15 protein-coding genes are annotated in these 16,471 nt (G+C 43.4%); 9 read left to right on the top strand and 6 right to left on the bottom strand.

Features of this window, described 5'->3' with window-relative positions; translation table 11 throughout:
* Nucleotides 1-142: 142 nt before the first annotated feature.
* The 5 genes from vxrA (at nucleotide 143) to OH458_RS11315 (ending at nucleotide 4,591) form a co-directional block, all read left to right on the top strand.
* Nucleotides 143-1,594 (top strand): sensor histidine kinase VxrA, encoded by a 1,452-nt coding sequence (gene vxrA / locus OH458_RS11335; RefSeq protein ID WP_443088516.1) that lies wholly within the window; start codon nucleotides 143-145, stop codon nucleotides 1,592-1,594.
* Nucleotides 1,569-2,228 (top strand): response regulator transcription factor VxrB, encoded by a 660-nt coding sequence (vxrB, locus tag OH458_RS11330; protein ID WP_269978413.1) that lies wholly within the window; start codon nucleotides 1,569-1,571, stop codon nucleotides 2,226-2,228. Before vxrA ends, vxrB begins: the two co-directional genes overlap by 26 nt.
* Nucleotides 2,228-3,103 (top strand): DUF2861 family protein, encoded by an 876-nt coding sequence (locus tag OH458_RS11325; RefSeq protein ID WP_269978412.1) that lies wholly within the window; start codon nucleotides 2,228-2,230, stop codon nucleotides 3,101-3,103. The genes vxrB and OH458_RS11325 overlap by 1 nt, the downstream gene beginning before the upstream one ends.
* Before the next feature lie 60 nt (nucleotides 3,104-3,163).
* Nucleotides 3,164-4,375 carry a conjugal transfer protein TraF gene (locus OH458_RS11320; RefSeq protein ID WP_269978411.1) on the top strand — a complete coding sequence of 404 codons (1,212 nt, stop codon included), beginning with the start codon at nucleotides 3,164-3,166 and terminating at the stop codon, nucleotides 4,373-4,375.
* A 63-nt stretch (nucleotides 4,376-4,438) separates the two neighbouring features.
* The gene (locus OH458_RS11315) at nucleotides 4,439-4,591 is read left to right on the top strand and encodes a YoaH family protein (protein ID WP_005473247.1); all 153 of its coding nucleotides are present in this window, start codon (nucleotides 4,439-4,441) and stop codon (nucleotides 4,589-4,591) included.
* 1,058 nt (nucleotides 4,592-5,649) lie between these two features.
* Here the strand turns inward: OH458_RS11315 and OH458_RS11310 are convergent.
* A complete protein-coding gene (locus OH458_RS11310; RefSeq protein ID WP_269978410.1) occupies nucleotides 5,650-6,333 on the bottom strand; it encodes a hypothetical protein in 684 nt (227 codons plus the stop codon).
* Between the two features lie 129 nt (nucleotides 6,334-6,462).
* Here OH458_RS11310 and OH458_RS11305 point away from each other — a divergent pair, with 129 nt between their 5' ends.
* Entirely contained in the window at nucleotides 6,463-6,543 is an 81-nt protein-coding gene (locus OH458_RS11305) for a DUF3693 domain-containing protein (RefSeq protein WP_269978496.1), read from the top strand.
* 137 nt (nucleotides 6,544-6,680) lie between these two features.
* On the opposite strand, the gene yciH is transcribed toward OH458_RS11305, so the two are convergent.
* Complete coding sequence (gene yciH / locus OH458_RS11300; protein WP_269978409.1) at nucleotides 6,681-6,992, bottom strand: stress response translation initiation inhibitor YciH; 312 nt, start codon at nucleotides 6,990-6,992, stop codon at nucleotides 6,681-6,683.
* A 6-nt stretch (nucleotides 6,993-6,998) separates the two neighbouring features.
* On the bottom strand, nucleotides 6,999-7,379 hold the full coding sequence (locus tag OH458_RS11295; protein WP_038136881.1) for a DUF3319 domain-containing protein: 381 nt from the start codon (nucleotides 7,377-7,379) through the stop codon (nucleotides 6,999-7,001).
* A 98-nt stretch (nucleotides 7,380-7,477) separates the two neighbouring features.
* Here OH458_RS11295 and OH458_RS11290 point away from each other — a divergent pair, with 98 nt between their 5' ends.
* On the top strand, nucleotides 7,478-8,437 hold the full coding sequence (locus OH458_RS11290) for a tyrosine-type recombinase/integrase (RefSeq protein WP_269978408.1): 960 nt from the start codon (nucleotides 7,478-7,480) through the stop codon (nucleotides 8,435-8,437).
* On the opposite strand, the gene OH458_RS11285 is transcribed toward OH458_RS11290, so the two are convergent.
* Both OH458_RS11285 and OH458_RS11280 read right to left on the bottom strand, forming a co-directional pair.
* Entirely contained in the window at nucleotides 8,434-9,426 is a 993-nt protein-coding gene (locus OH458_RS11285; RefSeq protein ID WP_269978407.1) for a D-alanine--D-alanine ligase, read from the bottom strand. The genes OH458_RS11290 and OH458_RS11285 overlap by 4 nt on opposite strands.
* Nucleotides 9,427-9,587: 161 nt before the next feature.
* Complete coding sequence (locus OH458_RS11280) at nucleotides 9,588-10,145, bottom strand: SPOR domain-containing protein (RefSeq protein ID WP_005473290.1); 558 nt, start codon at nucleotides 10,143-10,145, stop codon at nucleotides 9,588-9,590.
* A 217-nt stretch (nucleotides 10,146-10,362) separates the two neighbouring features.
* On the opposite strand from OH458_RS11280, the gene OH458_RS11275 reads away from it, so the two are divergent.
* Nucleotides 10,363-13,044, top strand: coding sequence for a bifunctional acetate--CoA ligase family protein/GNAT family N-acetyltransferase (locus OH458_RS11275; RefSeq protein WP_269978406.1), 2,682 nt, complete (start codon nucleotides 10,363-10,365; stop codon nucleotides 13,042-13,044).
* A gap of 32 nt (nucleotides 13,045-13,076) precedes the next feature.
* On the opposite strand, the gene OH458_RS11270 is transcribed toward OH458_RS11275, so the two are convergent.
* Entirely contained in the window at nucleotides 13,077-13,973 is an 897-nt protein-coding gene (locus tag OH458_RS11270) for a LysR family transcriptional regulator (RefSeq protein WP_038136871.1), read from the bottom strand.
* A 260-nt stretch (nucleotides 13,974-14,233) separates the two neighbouring features.
* Between OH458_RS11270 and OH458_RS11265 the strand changes: the two genes are divergently transcribed.
* Complete coding sequence (locus OH458_RS11265) at nucleotides 14,234-16,417, top strand: TonB-dependent hemoglobin/transferrin/lactoferrin family receptor (RefSeq protein WP_269978405.1); 2,184 nt, start codon at nucleotides 14,234-14,236, stop codon at nucleotides 16,415-16,417.
* Nucleotides 16,418-16,471 lie beyond the last annotated feature (54 nt).

The raw sequence follows: 16,471 nt of genomic DNA, 5'->3' as shown, positions 1-16,471 counted from the left end.
TTAGTAAAAGAAGCCAGCCATTGCTGGCTTCTTTCATTTTGGCGCTAACATTATTGACACAGATATCACAATTCGGATTTATAATTTTGTCATAATGTTCTACTCTTTACCTAAACTACTGATTTAGCGAACTTTTGCATTGATTAAGACTGTACTAAAAACCGCCTTACTCTTCGTTGGCTTTAGCGCGAGTGCCGTCTATGCGGATTCATTGCCAGAACGGATTGATAAGTTCGTTGACCTATTTGACGAGTCACAGGCAATCGAGTCTTATGATATTCGCAACCTTCAATCTGATTATCCCACTCGATTGCTGACTCCAGAATCGATGCTTCCGCAGACTTCTGTATACCCTTTACGTGATATTCAACGACTGTACGCGCTTGCCAAAAAATGTACCGGCAAGCTGCCTTTAAGCCCTTTGATCACAGAGCCATTGGTGTTCACCAGAGCGATGTGTAAAGGCAATACACTAAGCGCCAAATGGTTCGCCAGAAGTACGCTTATCCACCCAGGTGGTGGAACTTATGCAAGTCGCTATGTCGCAGTTCATCCTGACAAACAGGAAGTATTGCAGCAATACATGCATATCAAAGAGCGGCCAGCAGCACCAGTCAACTCTTTACTCGGCCGCTTACAAAGCATGAATGAAGAGACGATGCTCTCATTAATCGCTGGTGCCAGCATGTTTTTGGAACAAAATGAGCTTTGGTTGCGTCAAAACGATAGCTATTTAGTATTCCCAGAAAAAATTTGGAAGCAGCACATTAATAGTGCAGGGCTATCTTTCGATCTGAGAAGCTCATCCACAAGCTGTTTTGTGCAACGCGGTAATCTATGTTGGAGCGTTGAGGATCATTCCGACATTTTGCGCATCAGCATGGTCGCCCTAGTGATCGCAAACATTTTATTGGTCCTCGGTTGGTCAGTGTATCGGTGGAACACGAAACGACAGGAAATGAAGAGCCGAATGTTGATACTTCAAATCTTGACGCATGAACTCCGAACTCCGATTGCCAGTTTATCTTTGACCGTTGAAGGATTTAGGCGTGAGTTTGAGAAGCTTCCTGAATCACTTTACGATGAGTTTCGCAGATTGTGTGAAGATTCTCGACGACTAAGGCAGCTCGCAGAGGCGAGTAAAGACTATTTGCAGTCAGATAACAAACCACTCGCAACAGATTGGGTACCATCTGTCCAAGAGTGGTTAGAGTACAAAGTAGAAGAAGAATTTAATGGCAACGTCGAGTTCACCATCAATCAGGACGTTGCCGCCAAGCTCAATGTATATTGGCTAGGCACATGTATCGATAACTTGATACGTAATGCGGTGAAGTATGGCGTGGCTCCAGTGACTCTAGAGGTGCTCACTGGTGAAAAAACGCTCATGGTAAAAGTTATAGATCAAGGCCAACTTAGTAAGAAAGATTGGCGTCACTTACGTAAGCCTTTCGTGAGCAAAAGTGGTCTTGGTCTAGGTTTAACTATCGTTGAATCTATGGTGGATAGAATGGGGGGCAAAATGACCCTGATAGGTCCACCAACAACGTTTATTTTGGAGATACCTTGTGAAACAGACACTGCTTCTCGTTGAAGACGACAAAAACTTAGCAGATGGCTTGTTAGTAAGCCTAGAACAAGCGGGATACGAGTGCTTTCACTCCGAAACTATTGCCGACGTAGCGCAATACTGGGATAAAGCTGATCTCGTTATTCTTGACAGACAACTGCCCGATGGCGACTCTGTTCAGCATTTACCTGAATGGAAAAACATCAAAGAAGTTCCCGTTATTTTGCTAACTGCGCTGGTTACAGTGAAAGATAAAGTGACAGGTTTAGATGCAGGGGCTAACGATTACTTGACGAAACCTTTCGCTGAAGCGGAGTTATTTGCTCGAATTCGTGCTCAACTACGCAGCCCTGAAAATGAAAGCCAAGATGATTCCAAAGTCAAAACGGAGCACTTGGTCATTGATAAAGCGACGCGAGAAGTCATCTATAAAGAAGAATCGATTACGCTCACGCGTACAGAATTTGATTTGTTGCTGTTCTTGGCAAGCAACCTTGGTCGTGTGTTTACGCGTGACGAACTATTGGATCATGTTTGGGGTTATAACCATTTCCCAACCACTCGCACCGTCGATACCCATGTATTACAACTTCGCCAAAAACTACCAGGCCTTGAAATTGAAACATTGCGTGGTGTTGGCTACAAAATGAAAGCTTGATGAAAAAAGTTTATCCAATTATCGGTGCGCTCCTATTGAGTGCACCGACATTTGCCAAAGACGACGTCCCGTGGTTTGAAAGTAATACGCCTCTCACTCAAGCGCACAAACACTTGTTAAACGGTGACTTACCTGCGATGTTTTCATCGTTAGTAGAGGTTTGGCAGCTCGATAAAAACCAATCTATCGCCCCGCACCTAAACGCTCTGTTTTTGCAATCTCTTGAAGTTGACTGCGGGAAGAGCCTAGACACTAAACCGTTCCCCAACTGGCTTAATAGTGTCGTAGTGATAAGATCGGACATCCAAAGCCCTGGTCGCGATGCCTATCGCGCAATCATTGAAGTCGAAGCTGACAAAACGATCAAAGATATCACGCTTAGCAAGTGGGTTACTCGCAACCTTTCTACAGATAGCTCCTTGAATACGGTAGCTTTGAGTGACAACGTCACAAAATATGTAAAACGCTATAACTTAAATAGCCGGATGCAGATGGGGTTATACCGTGTCGATGTCACTGCGGCAGATCAAAGCTCTTGGAGCTCATGGTTAGTATTAGGTGATCCAAAAGCAAAAGTATCAGTGCGCTGGCAATCAAAAGACCAGTGGAAAGTAGAGAAAAATGCACTCTTAAACCCACATTGTCCGTTGCCTAAGCTTGAAGCATCGCTCTATGATTTCATTGATGGCAAGTACAATCGCGTGTGGAGCCAAAGCTATGAGTCTGACTACCCAAATGAACTCAATCAGAATGTGATTGAACCGGGAAGGTATGTTTTAGCCGTCTCAATGAATCACGCTCGCTGGCAAGGACCCATAATTGTAGAACAATCCCAAATAATCAGTAAAACATATGATGTTTCACTAGATGAATAATTAAAGATATCCCACAATATGTCGATATAGCCTTAAGGGACAATAACTGTATATATCGATATGAAAAATACAATAAAACTGCTGCCATTATCTTTGGCGCTTGCAAGCACCACAGCATGGTCTGCCAACTACGCAATTGAAGCCCGAGGCGATGCGATGGGTGGAGTAGGTGTCGTGTCCGCGAACTTTTTAACTGCGCCTTTCTATAATCCAGCGCTTACCGCTATCTATCGACGCAACGACGATATTGGGATGATTACTCCAAGCTTTGGTTTATCTTACAGCGATGAGCACAATATGGTGTCGGATCTCGACAAAGCTGCTGGTTTAATTGGAGAAATAGCCGGTGGTGATACCACAAACATTGATCAAGTAGGCCCGACACTTGATGCCTTAACCGGCGATATAGCCAAATTAGAAATTGGTGGTGTAGTAGCATTTGCCATCCCCAATCGCTTTATTGCAGCAAATGTTTTTGGTAAGGCATACGCAGAGTCTTTTGCTCAAACCGATATATGGAATGGTGCAGCATCTGCAATTCCACAGGCGGGCATCAACGATGCAATCAACGCAGAGCTTAGCGCAGTCAATGCGGTTAGCGTTGGTGTCACCGAAGTCGGAATCTCACTCGCTAAATATCAAACATTCCTTGGTCAGCATATCGCTTTTGGTGTATCTCCTAAACTTCAACGAATCTATACCTACGTGTATACCGCCAACCTTGATGACTACGACATAACTAAAGTTCGTGAAAACGGCACTGGTGAAACTATGTTCAATATGGACGCAGGCTTTGTCTGGTTTAGAGGCCCCATTCGCGTTGGTATAACTGCGTCTAATCTTATGAAGCGCGATATAGAAACGGACACCATAGCTGGCAGAACGATTACATCAAGCATAGATGGGACTCAAACTAGAACCTTCGCACCTGTTTCTTACTCTTACCAAATTCGCCCACTATTTACCGTAGGTGCAGGCATTGTTGCTGATTACGCAACCCTAACGGTAGATTACGACTTAAACGAAGAAGAGCGCTATACAAATTTCGACGATAACACTCAAATGCTCCGTGTTGGCGGCGAGATCGATATTTTACGTCAGCTAAAATTAAGAGCAGGGTGGAAACGTAATCTCGCATACGAAAATCTTGATGATACGATTACAGCTGGTATTGGCTTATCACCACTTAATCTTTTTCAGTTAGACATTGGCGCAAGCTACACTAACGAAAACTCAATGGGTGCATACATCAACTTCCTGACAAGCTACTAGACATCTGGTGTAAACCGCAGAAACATAATATAGTCGGCTCCTAATAAACTAGGAGCCTTTTTTATGTTTGATGATTTACCTCCTCTCAGCCACGCCGAACAACAAGAAGCTGTTGAAAAGATTCAAAAGCTAATGTCAGAAGGAATGAGCACCGCTCAAGCAATCAAAGTTGTTGCAGAACAAATCCGCGAACAAGCGAAAAAACAGAACTCATAACCTCATCAAATAGTACCCGGTCATCAGGGCAGGGTACTCATCAACTAGCCTTCATTCTCATCCAACTACCGCACTATAACCAAACGTCAAGTCTTGCTCGCTCTCTCTTTGCGATGACATAACCACCAAATGAATATCTATGCACGCTAAACGCGCAGTCGCAATCATCTTTGCGCAATCTCCACATTTAACTTTGCTTGAGATTTTTATATTTTAAATCAACAGCTTACATCAGAATTATTCTCTATAGGCCCAATGGTAAAAATTTAAGATGTAATTTAATTACAACTTTTAACTACCTGGCAGCAAGTACTCACTTCTGTGGAGTGCATTATTCTGTGGGGTTACAATGTAATTGGTATCACTATGAACTAGACTAATGGGCAACATTTCCTGATGCAGCCTGTTTAGCATTATTTTGCAGTTAATTATTTAAGATTTATCGGTGAACAAAAACGTGACACTGTAAGTACCAAAAGAAGGGACGATGGGTTAAGTTGCGTAACAAAAGAAGCAAAGGAATGGGATATGTTTACAATCAAGGAGCCTGTATCAGCTATGATACCTAGCGGGAACTGGATAACGTGAAAATTAAAGTAAGTCTATCTGCACTGGTTTACCCAGAAAATCGGATATAGCGTTACACATTTCTACGGCATGTCCTTGAGACCTACTAGTACATACAGCAATGTACGTTTCGTCATTGAGCACCATATATACTGTGTATTGACGGGAAAAAGTTTTTCTATGGGTTAAGCGGAAATACTTGACATTATTTAGCTTGTAGCGGCGAAAAAAAACCGAGTATAAACAAGAGGCTTTCAGCCTAACTTCCTGCAATTTCGAGTCAAACTCACAAACGTAGCGACCAAAGGTTCCGAGCCAACCTAGCCAGCATAAGAAACCAGTGACCCAAATGGGGAGCGCTCTCGAACCGTCAGAATAATAGACATTCATCAAGCCAATAATCAATATAAATAGGCCAAGTGATGTAGTCATTGCTCTTGCTAATCCCGTCTGCCGGTAAATGTAAAGATCTTTTGATTCTTCTCTCAAAATCATAGTTTCATCACTCCAGCTACCAATGTAAATACAAAGAAAGGAATAGTGAGTTTAGCAAATGAAATCTTATCCCAAATCTCTACAAACCTAGGATTCTTGTGCTGACCGCTGAGTTTACGTCTTAACGTATCCTCACAAAACATCGTTTCTGAGGGAGGCTTCGATATAGTTTCCATAACGCGTACATTGTGTTTCAACGATAAATATGAACACAAACTCAACGCTTCATCCAAAGAATCGAAATGCCACTTGTGTTTAATCATTTTGATTTGGTAAACGTTTTGAGTTTCAATTTTACTCAGATCACATTTGAGGTTGGAGCAATCTTTGAAAAATCTTTTGACCACGCTTCTCCCGAAAATACGAGTGACCCTCATCAAATGATTGTTAGTTGCTGAAAATACAAAGTAGCTCTCTATATTGACGAGAAAAACGCCACTCAATATAAGGCAGCCTGAAAATATCATAGCAAAGAGTGACGGCGCATTATCGGAGACAATCTGGGCGATTATACTCAAGCTTAAAATCAATAATGCTAGGCCAACGAGCTTGAGCACATAATGTCGTTTGGTTGGCATCCAAACGTCGCCATATTGGCCCTTGTTGATCATACAGTGAGGTAGGTCATTATAATTCATATGGAAAATAGCTTCCTGATTCGGTTGAGCACGGCTGAACATCAAGCATTACACAATCTTATAAAATCTTTAAACAAGTAAAAAGACTTGAATAATAATGGTGTTATCAATGCACAATATACTTGTCGGCTATAGTAAGAAGTCGAGTCGCGCAGTTTACGGCGAATATCAATGGCTTGCGGTGGATTAGCTATGTGGATTGGTAGCCCTAACGAAGCTATAGCAAAGTGCGCATTATCTATCTTATGTTAAATTGTATTTATTAATAAATAGAGCACCGTGGTGCCCTACAATATCGTCGCTTATAGTATCCAATTGAACATAAGCAGATTTACCATAAAATACCTAATAATCAGTTTGGTAATCAGAGATTAACAAACTTCTATTAGTTAGCCTCCGGCTAGTTTTACCGTTAAGCCTTTTTTCTCGAGATGAGCTTTGATCTTGTCTCGAGCGTCGCCCTGAATTTCGATTGCGCCATCTTTGACAGAGCCGCCACAGCCACATACTTTCTTAAGCTCTGCAGCCATTAGCTTTAAAGGCGCATCGTCAAGGTCTAACCCGGTGATGATACAAACACCTTTTCCTTTACGTCCTTTAGTTTGACGTTGAATGCGGACAATGCCATCACCTTTTGGTCGTTGTACTTTTTCTTCTTCAGGCTTTATACGACCTACGTCTGTCGAATATACAAGTGTCATAAACAATTACTTCTTCTGTTGTTGTTCCGCTTTTTGCTTAGCCAACAAGTATGCCTCTATATGCTTCTGAATAGCAAGTTTGCCACCTTTAATCAGGCGTCCATTAAAGAAGCAATACCAACCATTCACTTCACCTGTATCGTTCTTGAGAGTGTATCCGTTGAAATTCTCTTGGGTCGCTTTCCCTTCGGATTGCCCTTTACTCGAAGCGAGGGAGCTGAACTCTTTTGGATCAATTATCGTTGCGGTATCACAAAACCAATCAATGCTTTTTTTTACCGCTGCCATACTTCCAGACAGCACGTGTTTTTTAATCTGAACTTGCCAGATCTCTGTCGAGCTTCCAGCCGTTTTCAGGGTAAACCCTCGATATGTTGCAGCAGCCATAATCATCATTTTGTTGTAATTAGTTAGTTTAATAATAATTGTATATCTTTCATTATCAAGTATATTTATCTCAATCTTCTTGGTTATAGTGCTCTATCTTGAAAAAAAATATACGCCTTATCGATTGTGAAACCGAAAAAAAACAATTGATTGACCAATTTATAAACCCTGTTGATATCGAGCTAGTTGATTACCTAACCGACCGTAAGTACGCGCGTAATTCTCTTCTTGCCATGACGAAAGATTGGAATCTGTTTGTTCAGTTCTGTCAATTGAAGCATGTCACTGCTTTACCGGCATCTGCTACAGCATTACGCTTGTTTATAGAGCGCGAGTCCAAGCAGCGAAAATATGCGACTATAAAACGTTACGTTATCACGATTGGTTTATTTCATCGGATTCTTCGTCTACGTGACCCTTCAGCAACGACTGCAGTAAAAGTGGCAGTATCTAAGCTTCGGCTCGACAAACACGGAGACGCCAAACCCACTCAAGCTTTTGAAGAGCAGCATCTACACGAATTATCAGAACGCTTATCACATTCAGATCACCCAAGAGACATCCGCAATTTAGCGTTATATTTTGTTATGTTCCACTGTTTGGCAAAACGCGGTGAGCTACGTGATATGACTGTTGACCAAGTTGTAGAAACGAGCGCTGGGAATCTATCAGTTATTATCAAAGAGAATCGTTACCAGCTGGAAGAGTTAGGCAGTGAACTGCTAAGAAGATGGCTTTCTATTCGTAGCTCATCTTCTCGTTGGCTTTTTTCTTCTATCGATAAACACGGCAACATTGGCGCAGACAAGCTAAATGACTCGTCTATTTATCGTATCGTTCGGGGAGCAAGTGAGTTACTGGGATTGAGTGTTCAGTTCTCAGGTCAATCACTACGTGTTGGCGCCGCCAAACAGTTGGCTAAAGAAGGAATGAAAGTAAAAGATATTCAGCGCGTTGGCCGATGGATGAGCGCCGCGATGCCCTATCATTATCTCGGTAATAGGTCTCTCGCGGACGCTGAAAGAATGGTGTTTAAAACGTTTAAGCCAATTTCTTAAAGCGAGCTTTTAACGCAATCGGCCAAGAACTCACTAAAGCTATGTCCATTGTGCTCTAGCATTTTAGGGAACATAGAAATTGGAGTCATACCTGGGAACGTGTTTACTTCATTCAGGTAGATCTCCCCTTCTGGAGTCAAGAAAAAATCAATGCGTGAAAGATGACGAAGTCGCATCTGGGTGAAAACTTTCAGCGAGTTCACTCGGATCGTTTCTAGCTGTTGTTCGGTGAGATTTTCAGCTTCAACATCGGTGGTTGAATGACTTGATGCGCTGTACTTCTCTTCATAGCTATAAAACGCGTCTTCTGGTGCTTTGATCTCGCCTGGCTTTGAAACGTAAAACTGACCTTGATATTCATAGGCCGCGACTTCTAACTCGCGTGGCTTAACGGCTTTCTCTACCAAGACTTGATCTGAATAACCAAATGCGTCGTTAAGTGACTGCTTTAACTGACTTTCGTCATTAACTTTGTAGCAACCAACTGATGATCCTTGTCTTGCTGCTTTAACAAAGATGGTTCCCCATTTCGCCAAGGCTTCTTTAGTTTGCGCGTAAGCAATATCATCGTTATTTGAAAGGAACAAATACGGTGTATTCGGAATACCCAAGGCATCGTACCAAAGCTTCGATGTGATCTTGTTAAAACTGTTTGTACTCGCTTCCGGTCCACATCCTAAGTATGGAATACCAGAAAGCTCAAGCATTGATTGTATGTCTCCAGTTTCGCCCGGATAACCGTGGATACAAGGAACAACAAAATCCAACTTGATTGTACTCTCATCAGTGTTGAGCGTGCCGGCGTTTGTATCGAGGTATGCCAATGCACCACCATCTGTGTACCAGCCATCTGGTTTCATTTCGACACGAACTACATTGAACTCTGGGGTTTTCTGAAGTTGAGATTGAATGAAGTTAGCCGATAGGATTGAGACTTCGTGCTCCGAAGAGCCGCCGCCACATAAAAGAAGAATTGTCGTATGAGTCATTAATAGATCTTTCCGTGATACAACAGAGGTATTGGTCTCTCTATGATAATGAAAATCGACTTAAGTTACACGGGAATAAACGCCCCCATAACCTGTCAGGCAAATGAGTGACCAAAAATTAGGCATCAAAAAGGGGCTAGACGCCCCTTTCGATTATTTGATTAGTTTAACTTGTTCAATGTTGGGTATTCAGAATTCTTGATCGCATCGATACTTTTCACGAACGGTTTAAGATTTTGAAACTCCTCAGGCAAGCTCGCTATGGCTTCTTTAGCGTCCATACGCGTTGCGTAATCGCCGTATAGAACGGTGTACCACTTGGTGCCATTGACCATTTTGTAGTTTTCCCAAATTGGCTGTTCACCGCGCGGAAGTTTACGCGCAAATTGATCAACTTTGGTTTGCGATCCAACGGCAACAACCTGAATGGTGAAACCATAGCGTGAGTTCATTGCTTTCTGTTTGGCACTTGGAGGAGTAATTGCTACCGCTGGCTTTGATTTAGGCTGTTCTACAACTGGTGCCATTTTCACCACGTTTGGTTCTACGTTCTTCTCAGTCACCCCTTCGGTCATTTCCTGCTGAGACACAACGGGCTTTTCAACCTTCGCTGTTTTGTAGTCTTCACGGTAACTTTCTGAACTCACATCTGTAACGTAATCGCTCGAGACACATGCACTCAATAGTACGGATAAACCAACAATCGCAATTTTTTTCATGGAATTTTCAAATGCCTTATATAGAAATTACTGTAAATCATGCCGTTAGAGTGACTTAGAATCAACCCAGCATTTTAATTATATAACAATACTCTGTGACGCAAGGCACAATCTCAATCAGAGCCACAGTGATCTGATTAAAACAACGTCAAATCAGTTGCGCAAAACCTCTTCAGCTTGGTTACGATTTGTCTATCGTCTTGGTTGGAGCCCTTCTATGAGCCAGTTAACTCACCTACTCAAGCCTAAATCTGTCGCCGTAATTGGTGCGTCCAGCAAACCAATGCGAGCAGGAAACATCATTTTGAAAAACCTTCTCCAAGGTGGATTCGAAGGGGCAATAATGCCAGTTACTCCGCGCTACTCTTCTGTCTGTGGCGTGTTAGCTTATCGCTCTATTGATGAGTTGCCTGTCGTGCCAGATGTCGCTATCGTCTGCACCAACGCTTCTCGAAATATCGCTATTTTTCGTCAGCTTGCGGAAAAGCAAGTCAAAAGTGTGATTGTCCTGTCGGCCGATATGCATTTAGCAGACGAAGAAGGTAGCAGTATCCAAAGTACATGTTTAGAGATTGCCAAAGCAGCAAATATGCGAATGCTTGGTCCAAACAGCCTTGGGCTTGTACTTCCTTGGATAAACTTCAACGCTTCCTTTTCACCCGTTACAGCACAAAAAGGAAAGATTGCCTTCATTTCGCAATCTGCGGCTATGTGCACCACTATTTTGGATTGGGCGAATGATAAAGACATTGGCTTTTCGGCGTTTGTTTCTTTGGGCAATGCATTAGATGTGGACTTTGCCGATTTGCTTGATTATTTAAGCCGGGACTCGCAAACCGAAGCGATCTTGCTGTATATCGACACAATTAAAGATGCAAGACGGTTTATGTCTGCTGCTCGAGCAGCGTCGCGCAACAAAAGAATCTTGGTCCTAAAAGGTGGTCGTACAGCCGCGGGGCGAAAAGCAGCAAAGGCCCATACTGGCGGTGGCGATACGCTCGATATCATTTACGACTCCGCCATTCGCAGAACTGGGATGCTACGCGTTAACAACTCTCATGAACTCTTTGCTGCGGTTGAAACCCTCACCCACTCAGTACCGTTAAGGGGTGAGCGGCTTGCAATTATCACCAATGGTGGTGGACCGGCGATCATGGCGGTAGACACCTTACTCGAGCGCGGTGGTAAACTCGCCGAGCTCTCTTCGCAAACGATAGAGTCCCTGAGTGCTTTTCTGCCACCAAGTTGGAGCCATAGCAATCCAGTCGATATGGTTGGAGATGCCGACCACAACCGCTACATCCAAACTCTGAACGCTGTGATGGATGCCGACTGCGCAGACGCCATCTTGATTATGCACAGTCCTTCGGCGGTTGCACACTCAGAGCAGACAGCTCGAGCGATTGTTGATGCAGTAAAAAAACACCCACGCCACAAACGTTTCAACATCTTAACTAACTGGTCAGGCGAATTAACTGCCAAGCCCGCGCGACATATTTTTACTCAAGCCGGTTTTCCGACCTATCGGACTCCTGAGAGTGCAGTCGTTGCATTTATGCACCTCGTTGAATACAGACGAAACCAAAAGCAACTAATGGAAACGCCAACAACGGCGGAGCCAGTGCACATTTCAGAACTCAATGAAGCGAAAAAATGGATCGAAGAGAAGCTACTGGATAAAAAAACAGTATCTATTGATACCCATCAAATTGGTCCATTTTTGAAGCATTTTAACTTTAATGTATTGCCCACTTGGATCGCATCGGACACGAGTGAAGCAGTGCATGTTGCCGAACAGATTGGTTACCCAGTTGCGGTAAAACTTCGCTCTCCTGATATCGCGCACAAGTCCGACATACAAGGCGTAATGCTCAATTTACGAAACAGTGTTGAAGTCGGCACTGCGGCTGAAGCAATACTCGATCGAGCAAAGCTCTCCTACCCGTCTGCTCACATTCATGGCCTTTTGGTTCAGGGGATGGCTAAGCTGGCAGGCGGCGAAGAAATAAGAATTAAGGTCAAAACCGACGATACTTTTGGACCTGTCATATTGATCGGACAAGGCGGCTCAGAATGGGATGAGTCCATCGACGCGGCCTCAGCATTGCCGCCGCTCAACATGACACTAGCACGCTATCTGATCGTTAGAGCAATCAAAAATGGTAAGATCCGCCCGCAAAAATTACCTGAACCGATGAACATACAAGGTCTATCTGAACTCTTGGTTCGCATATCGCAGATGGTGGTCGACTGCCCTCAAGTTCATGAGCTGGATATTCATCCAGTGCTTGCAAATGGCAGTACATTTACCATTCTCGATGCAGACTTGATCCTGAAGCAATATGACGGCGATTCTCAGCAACGCTTGGCCATTCGACCTTATCCAGTTGAGTATGAGGAAATTGTCCCGCTGAAAACAGGAGAAGAAGTACTTCTTCGCCCTATTCTCCCTGAAGATGAGCCTGATCATGCCACCTTCATCAGCCGAGTTTCGAAAGAAGATTTATACAAACGCTTTTTTACCGATGTTGGAGAGTTCAATCACGAAGCATTAGCCAACTTTACTCAAATCGATTACGACCGCGAAATGGCTTTTGTTGCAGTACGACAAACCGATACTGAGTTGCAAATCATTGGCGTTTCTCGTGCTTTGATCAACCCAGATAACACAGACGCAGAATTCGCGATATTGATTCGCTCAGATTTGAAAGGTGTCGGACTAGGGAAAATATTGATGCAAAAGATCATCGATTACTGCCGACACAAAGGTACAAAGCAAATTTCGGGTATGACGATGCCAACCAACCGAGGCATGTTGATGCTCGCGCAGAAAGTGGGCTTTAAGCTCGACATTCAGTTTGAAGATGGAACCGCCGATATGGTGCTGCCTCTCAACTGACATAGAAAAGGGAGTATTTAACTCCCTTTCCACTAGATAACCGCGTTGGATTTAAACGTCTTCTTCAGGTACTGAATACACCAAGATTTAGCCTCACCGATCTTATTGCGCTTCCAAGCAAGAATAATTTCAATAGGCTGAGCGTCTGTCCCTTCTATTTGTTTAAGCTTGCCTTGTTCAATTAACGCCAGTGCTCTCTGTTTCGGTAACGTCCCTATTCCTAAACCGTTTTGCAGAGCTGAGACTTTGGCTGCAAAATTGGTGACCGTTAAACGAGGCTGTTTCTGAATCACGTTGATACTGATAGGCGGCTGTTCACGTGCGGTGTCTGCAATGGCAATCACACGGTACTTTTCCCGTGCTTTATCATCAAATGCGCCGGCTCGTTTATGCACGTAGTGATCAGGGGCGGCGACCCAGATCATCTCCATCGCCCCAATCACCTCCGCCTTAACGTCGTGTGGTAGCGTTTCGAGTTTTGGACAAATCAATAAATCCGCACGACCATCAGCGAGCGATTCCCAACAACCAGCTAAGATCTCTTCTTGTAGCTTTACTCGCGTTGAGCTTACCTGACTAAGTGAATCAACCATCGAGAAAAAGTTCTCAATCGGGATAATACCGTCAAACGCCAAAGTAATATCAAGCTCCCAGCCATTAGCTAAAACACTTGCATCATTCACCAACTTTTGTGTTGCGGCCAGTATCGTTCTACCTGTTTCTAAAATAAGTTGGCCCGCTTCGGTAAAATTCGCTTTGTGCCCAGAGCGGTCGAAGATCATGATATCTAGATCTTGTTCTAACTTCTGAATTTGATAGCTCAACGAGGAAGGTGCTCTATCAAGCTCATTGGCCGCGGCTGCGAAGCTACCTCGCCTATCGATAGCATCAAGAATATGAAGCGCTTCTAACGTGATTGGACTTTGCACAATTTATAATTCCTTCATTAAAACACCCGAACAAATGTGATAAAAATCACATTAACGATAGATTGTTATTTCTAGTTAAACTTAGCTACCCTTTACCTATCTTATTGTAATTTAATAAAATTATCTTTGAGACAAGTAAACTTGTATAAATTACGACCCAACCAACAACAATGAGAACGATAGTAATTATCATTTAGATCCAATAAAATTCACGCCGTTCAACGCCAACCGTAAATCAAGGATTTAAAGGTAATAACGAAATGTATAAGCGATCTTTACTGTCTGCGTCAATTATTGTCGCTCTCACAGCATCTGTGCACGCTGAAGAATACTCAGTATTCGATGAAGTTGTAGTTTCTGCGACTAAGACTGAACAAAACAAAACAGACGTATCGAGTTCAATTGAAACCGTCTCTGCTGAAGATATTAACAAGTCTCTATCGACAGACTTAAAGCAAGCACTCGATAAAACACCGGGTATCACCGTGACAACGGAAGGACGCTTTGGTATTTCTGGGTTTACCATCCGTGGTATGGGTGGCGATCGCATTAAAGTAGTCGTTGATGGCGTACAGCAAGTCACCCCATTTAACCCAGGTGGTGGCGCCACTCAAGCCATCTACCCTAACGCGATTGAAGTCGATACACTTCAGTCTATTGAGATCAATAAGGGTGCATCGTCTACCCTATACGGGTCAAACGCGTTAGGCGGTGTTGTTGTAGTCAATACAAAGAACCCTGATGATTTTCTGATCACAGACGAGAACGAATCGCGCTTTGGCATCAAGTCGAGCTACTCTTCAAAAGACAGCCAATTCAAGAACACACTGACCTACGCACTGCGCAAGGATGACATCGAGGCGATCCTAATCGGCACCTATGCGCAAGGAAATGAAACCCAAACCTATGGTGATGGCGAAGACATCGAAGGTGGAATGCGTGGAATTGCAAACCCAGCCGATAAAGACATGAACAATGTTTTGGGTAAAGTTTTTTACACCATCAACGATGAACACAAGGTTGGTTTTGTCTTTGAGCGAAATGAACAAAACTACCACGAGGATTCAAAAAGCGAAAACTACACCATGACAAGAAACATGGGTGCTGGTCCTACTCCTATCATTACCTACGATAACGCGGAAACTAATGATGAGTCGCTTCGTACACGCTATGGAGTGAACTACGAACTAACCAAAGTAACTCCTGTTTTCGATTCCCTTCGTCTTGATCTCAACTATCAAACTACAGAAACGATCAACGAAAACTATGCAGATGTTATCGACCATATGGGCTTTATTGGCTATAACGGTGGGCGAACTCGAGTGCGAAACGCCCTTGATAAAACCGTACAGTTCGATGCGCAGTTTGGCAAAATCCTAAACTTAAGCTCTTCAGAGCATGAATTGACTTATGGCATGAACGTTGCCAATACCCACTTCAGTTTGGATAACCGCGATGTGTTCCACGGAAATGGCACATCTAAACCAGGTACAACAACGATTCCTGATGCAAAAATGACGCAATGGGGTGTCTTTGCTCAAGATAACATTTTCCTTCTGGAAGACCGTCTAGTTGCAAACCTTGGCCTGCGTTATGACGCCTACAAAGCAGACCCGTCAACCGATGAAGGTTTTGATACTGAACACGAAGAAAACAGCAACAACGCCCTAACGGGTAAACTGGGCGCCGTGTTCCATTTCAACGATAAACTCAGCACCTTCGCGCAAATGAGCCAAGGCTTCAAAGCACCTACTGTTAAGCAGCTTTACTATGAGTACTCAAGCGGCGCAGACTTTACGCCAAACTCATCGTTGGAAGCTGAAAAAAGCACTTCCTACGAGCTAGGATTACGTGGTCAAAACGACTTAGCGAAGTTTGAGCTTGTTGGATTCTTCAACAAATACAAAGACTTTATTGCGCATGAAGATCTACCAGAAAAGCGTCCTGGCTATGAGCATTTTACGCTGACCAACTTGGATAAAGTCGAAATCAAAGGCGTCGAGTTTAGCAATGAAATCTTACTCGATAAGATGTTTGATGCGCCGACAGGCATGTACTCATTGTTCAACATTGCCTATGCCGAAGGCGAGGATAAACGCACGGGTGAGTCATTAGATTCTGTTGCCCCACTCACGTCTGTCGTTGGTTTAGGTTACGACAATGAAACGTATAATTTTGGTGGTTTAGCGACGCTAAAAATGGTTGCGCGTAAGACAGAGTGGTCAAGTGAAGACAACATCGATGCTCCGGGCTACAGCGTATTTGATGTTACAGCGTACTATTCACCAATCAACGATCTAACATTGAGAGCAGGTCTGTTTAACGCGTTTGATATCAAATACTACGAGTACAGCGATCTTCAAGCTCAAAAAGAGAGTGATAACATTCAAAGACGCTCACAACCAGGTAGAAACTGGGGTATAAGTGTAGATTACCAATTCTAAACCGCATGAAACCCATAGAAAAAGCCAGCTTATGCTGGCTTTTTTCGTCTCTTA

It is taken from the genome of Vibrio sp. MarTm2 (genome assembly GCF_027587055.1).
Taxonomy (GTDB): Bacteria; Pseudomonadota; Gammaproteobacteria; order Enterobacterales; family Vibrionaceae; genus Vibrio; species Vibrio sinaloensis_D.
This window is presented reverse-complemented; position numbering and strand designations above follow the sequence as displayed.

What these genes read in the sequence shown, in the direction of transcription:
- OH458_RS11280 (WP_005473290.1), bottom strand. Translation starts at nt 10,145, where the DNA reads ATGAAAAAAATTGCGATTGTTGGTTTATCCGTACTATTGAGTGCATGT.
- OH458_RS11275 (WP_269978406.1), top strand. Translation starts at nt 10,363, where the DNA reads ATGAGCCAGTTAACTCACCTACTCAAGCCTAAATCTGTCGCCGTAATT.
- OH458_RS11265 (WP_269978405.1), top strand. Translation starts at nt 14,234, where the DNA reads ATGTATAAGCGATCTTTACTGTCTGCGTCAATTATTGTCGCTCTCACA.
- OH458_RS11325 (WP_269978412.1), top strand. Translation starts at nt 2,228, where the DNA reads ATGAAAAAAGTTTATCCAATTATCGGTGCGCTCCTATTGAGTGCACCG.
- OH458_RS11310 (WP_269978410.1), bottom strand. Translation starts at nt 6,333, where the DNA reads ATGTTCAGCCGTGCTCAACCGAATCAGGAAGCTATTTTCCATATGAAT.
- yciH (WP_269978409.1), bottom strand. Translation starts at nt 6,992, where the DNA reads ATGACACTTGTATATTCGACAGACGTAGGTCGTATAAAGCCTGAAGAA.
- OH458_RS11285 (WP_269978407.1), bottom strand. Translation starts at nt 9,426, where the DNA reads ATGACTCATACGACAATTCTTCTTTTATGTGGCGGCGGCTCTTCGGAG.
- OH458_RS11315 (WP_005473247.1), top strand. Translation starts at nt 4,439, where the DNA reads ATGTTTGATGATTTACCTCCTCTCAGCCACGCCGAACAACAAGAAGCT.
- OH458_RS11295 (WP_038136881.1), bottom strand. Translation starts at nt 7,379, where the DNA reads ATGGCTGCTGCAACATATCGAGGGTTTACCCTGAAAACGGCTGGAAGC.
- OH458_RS11320 (WP_269978411.1), top strand. Translation starts at nt 3,164, where the DNA reads ATGAAAAATACAATAAAACTGCTGCCATTATCTTTGGCGCTTGCAAGC.
- OH458_RS11305 (WP_269978496.1), top strand. Translation starts at nt 6,463, where the DNA reads ATGGCTTGCGGTGGATTAGCTATGTGGATTGGTAGCCCTAACGAAGCT.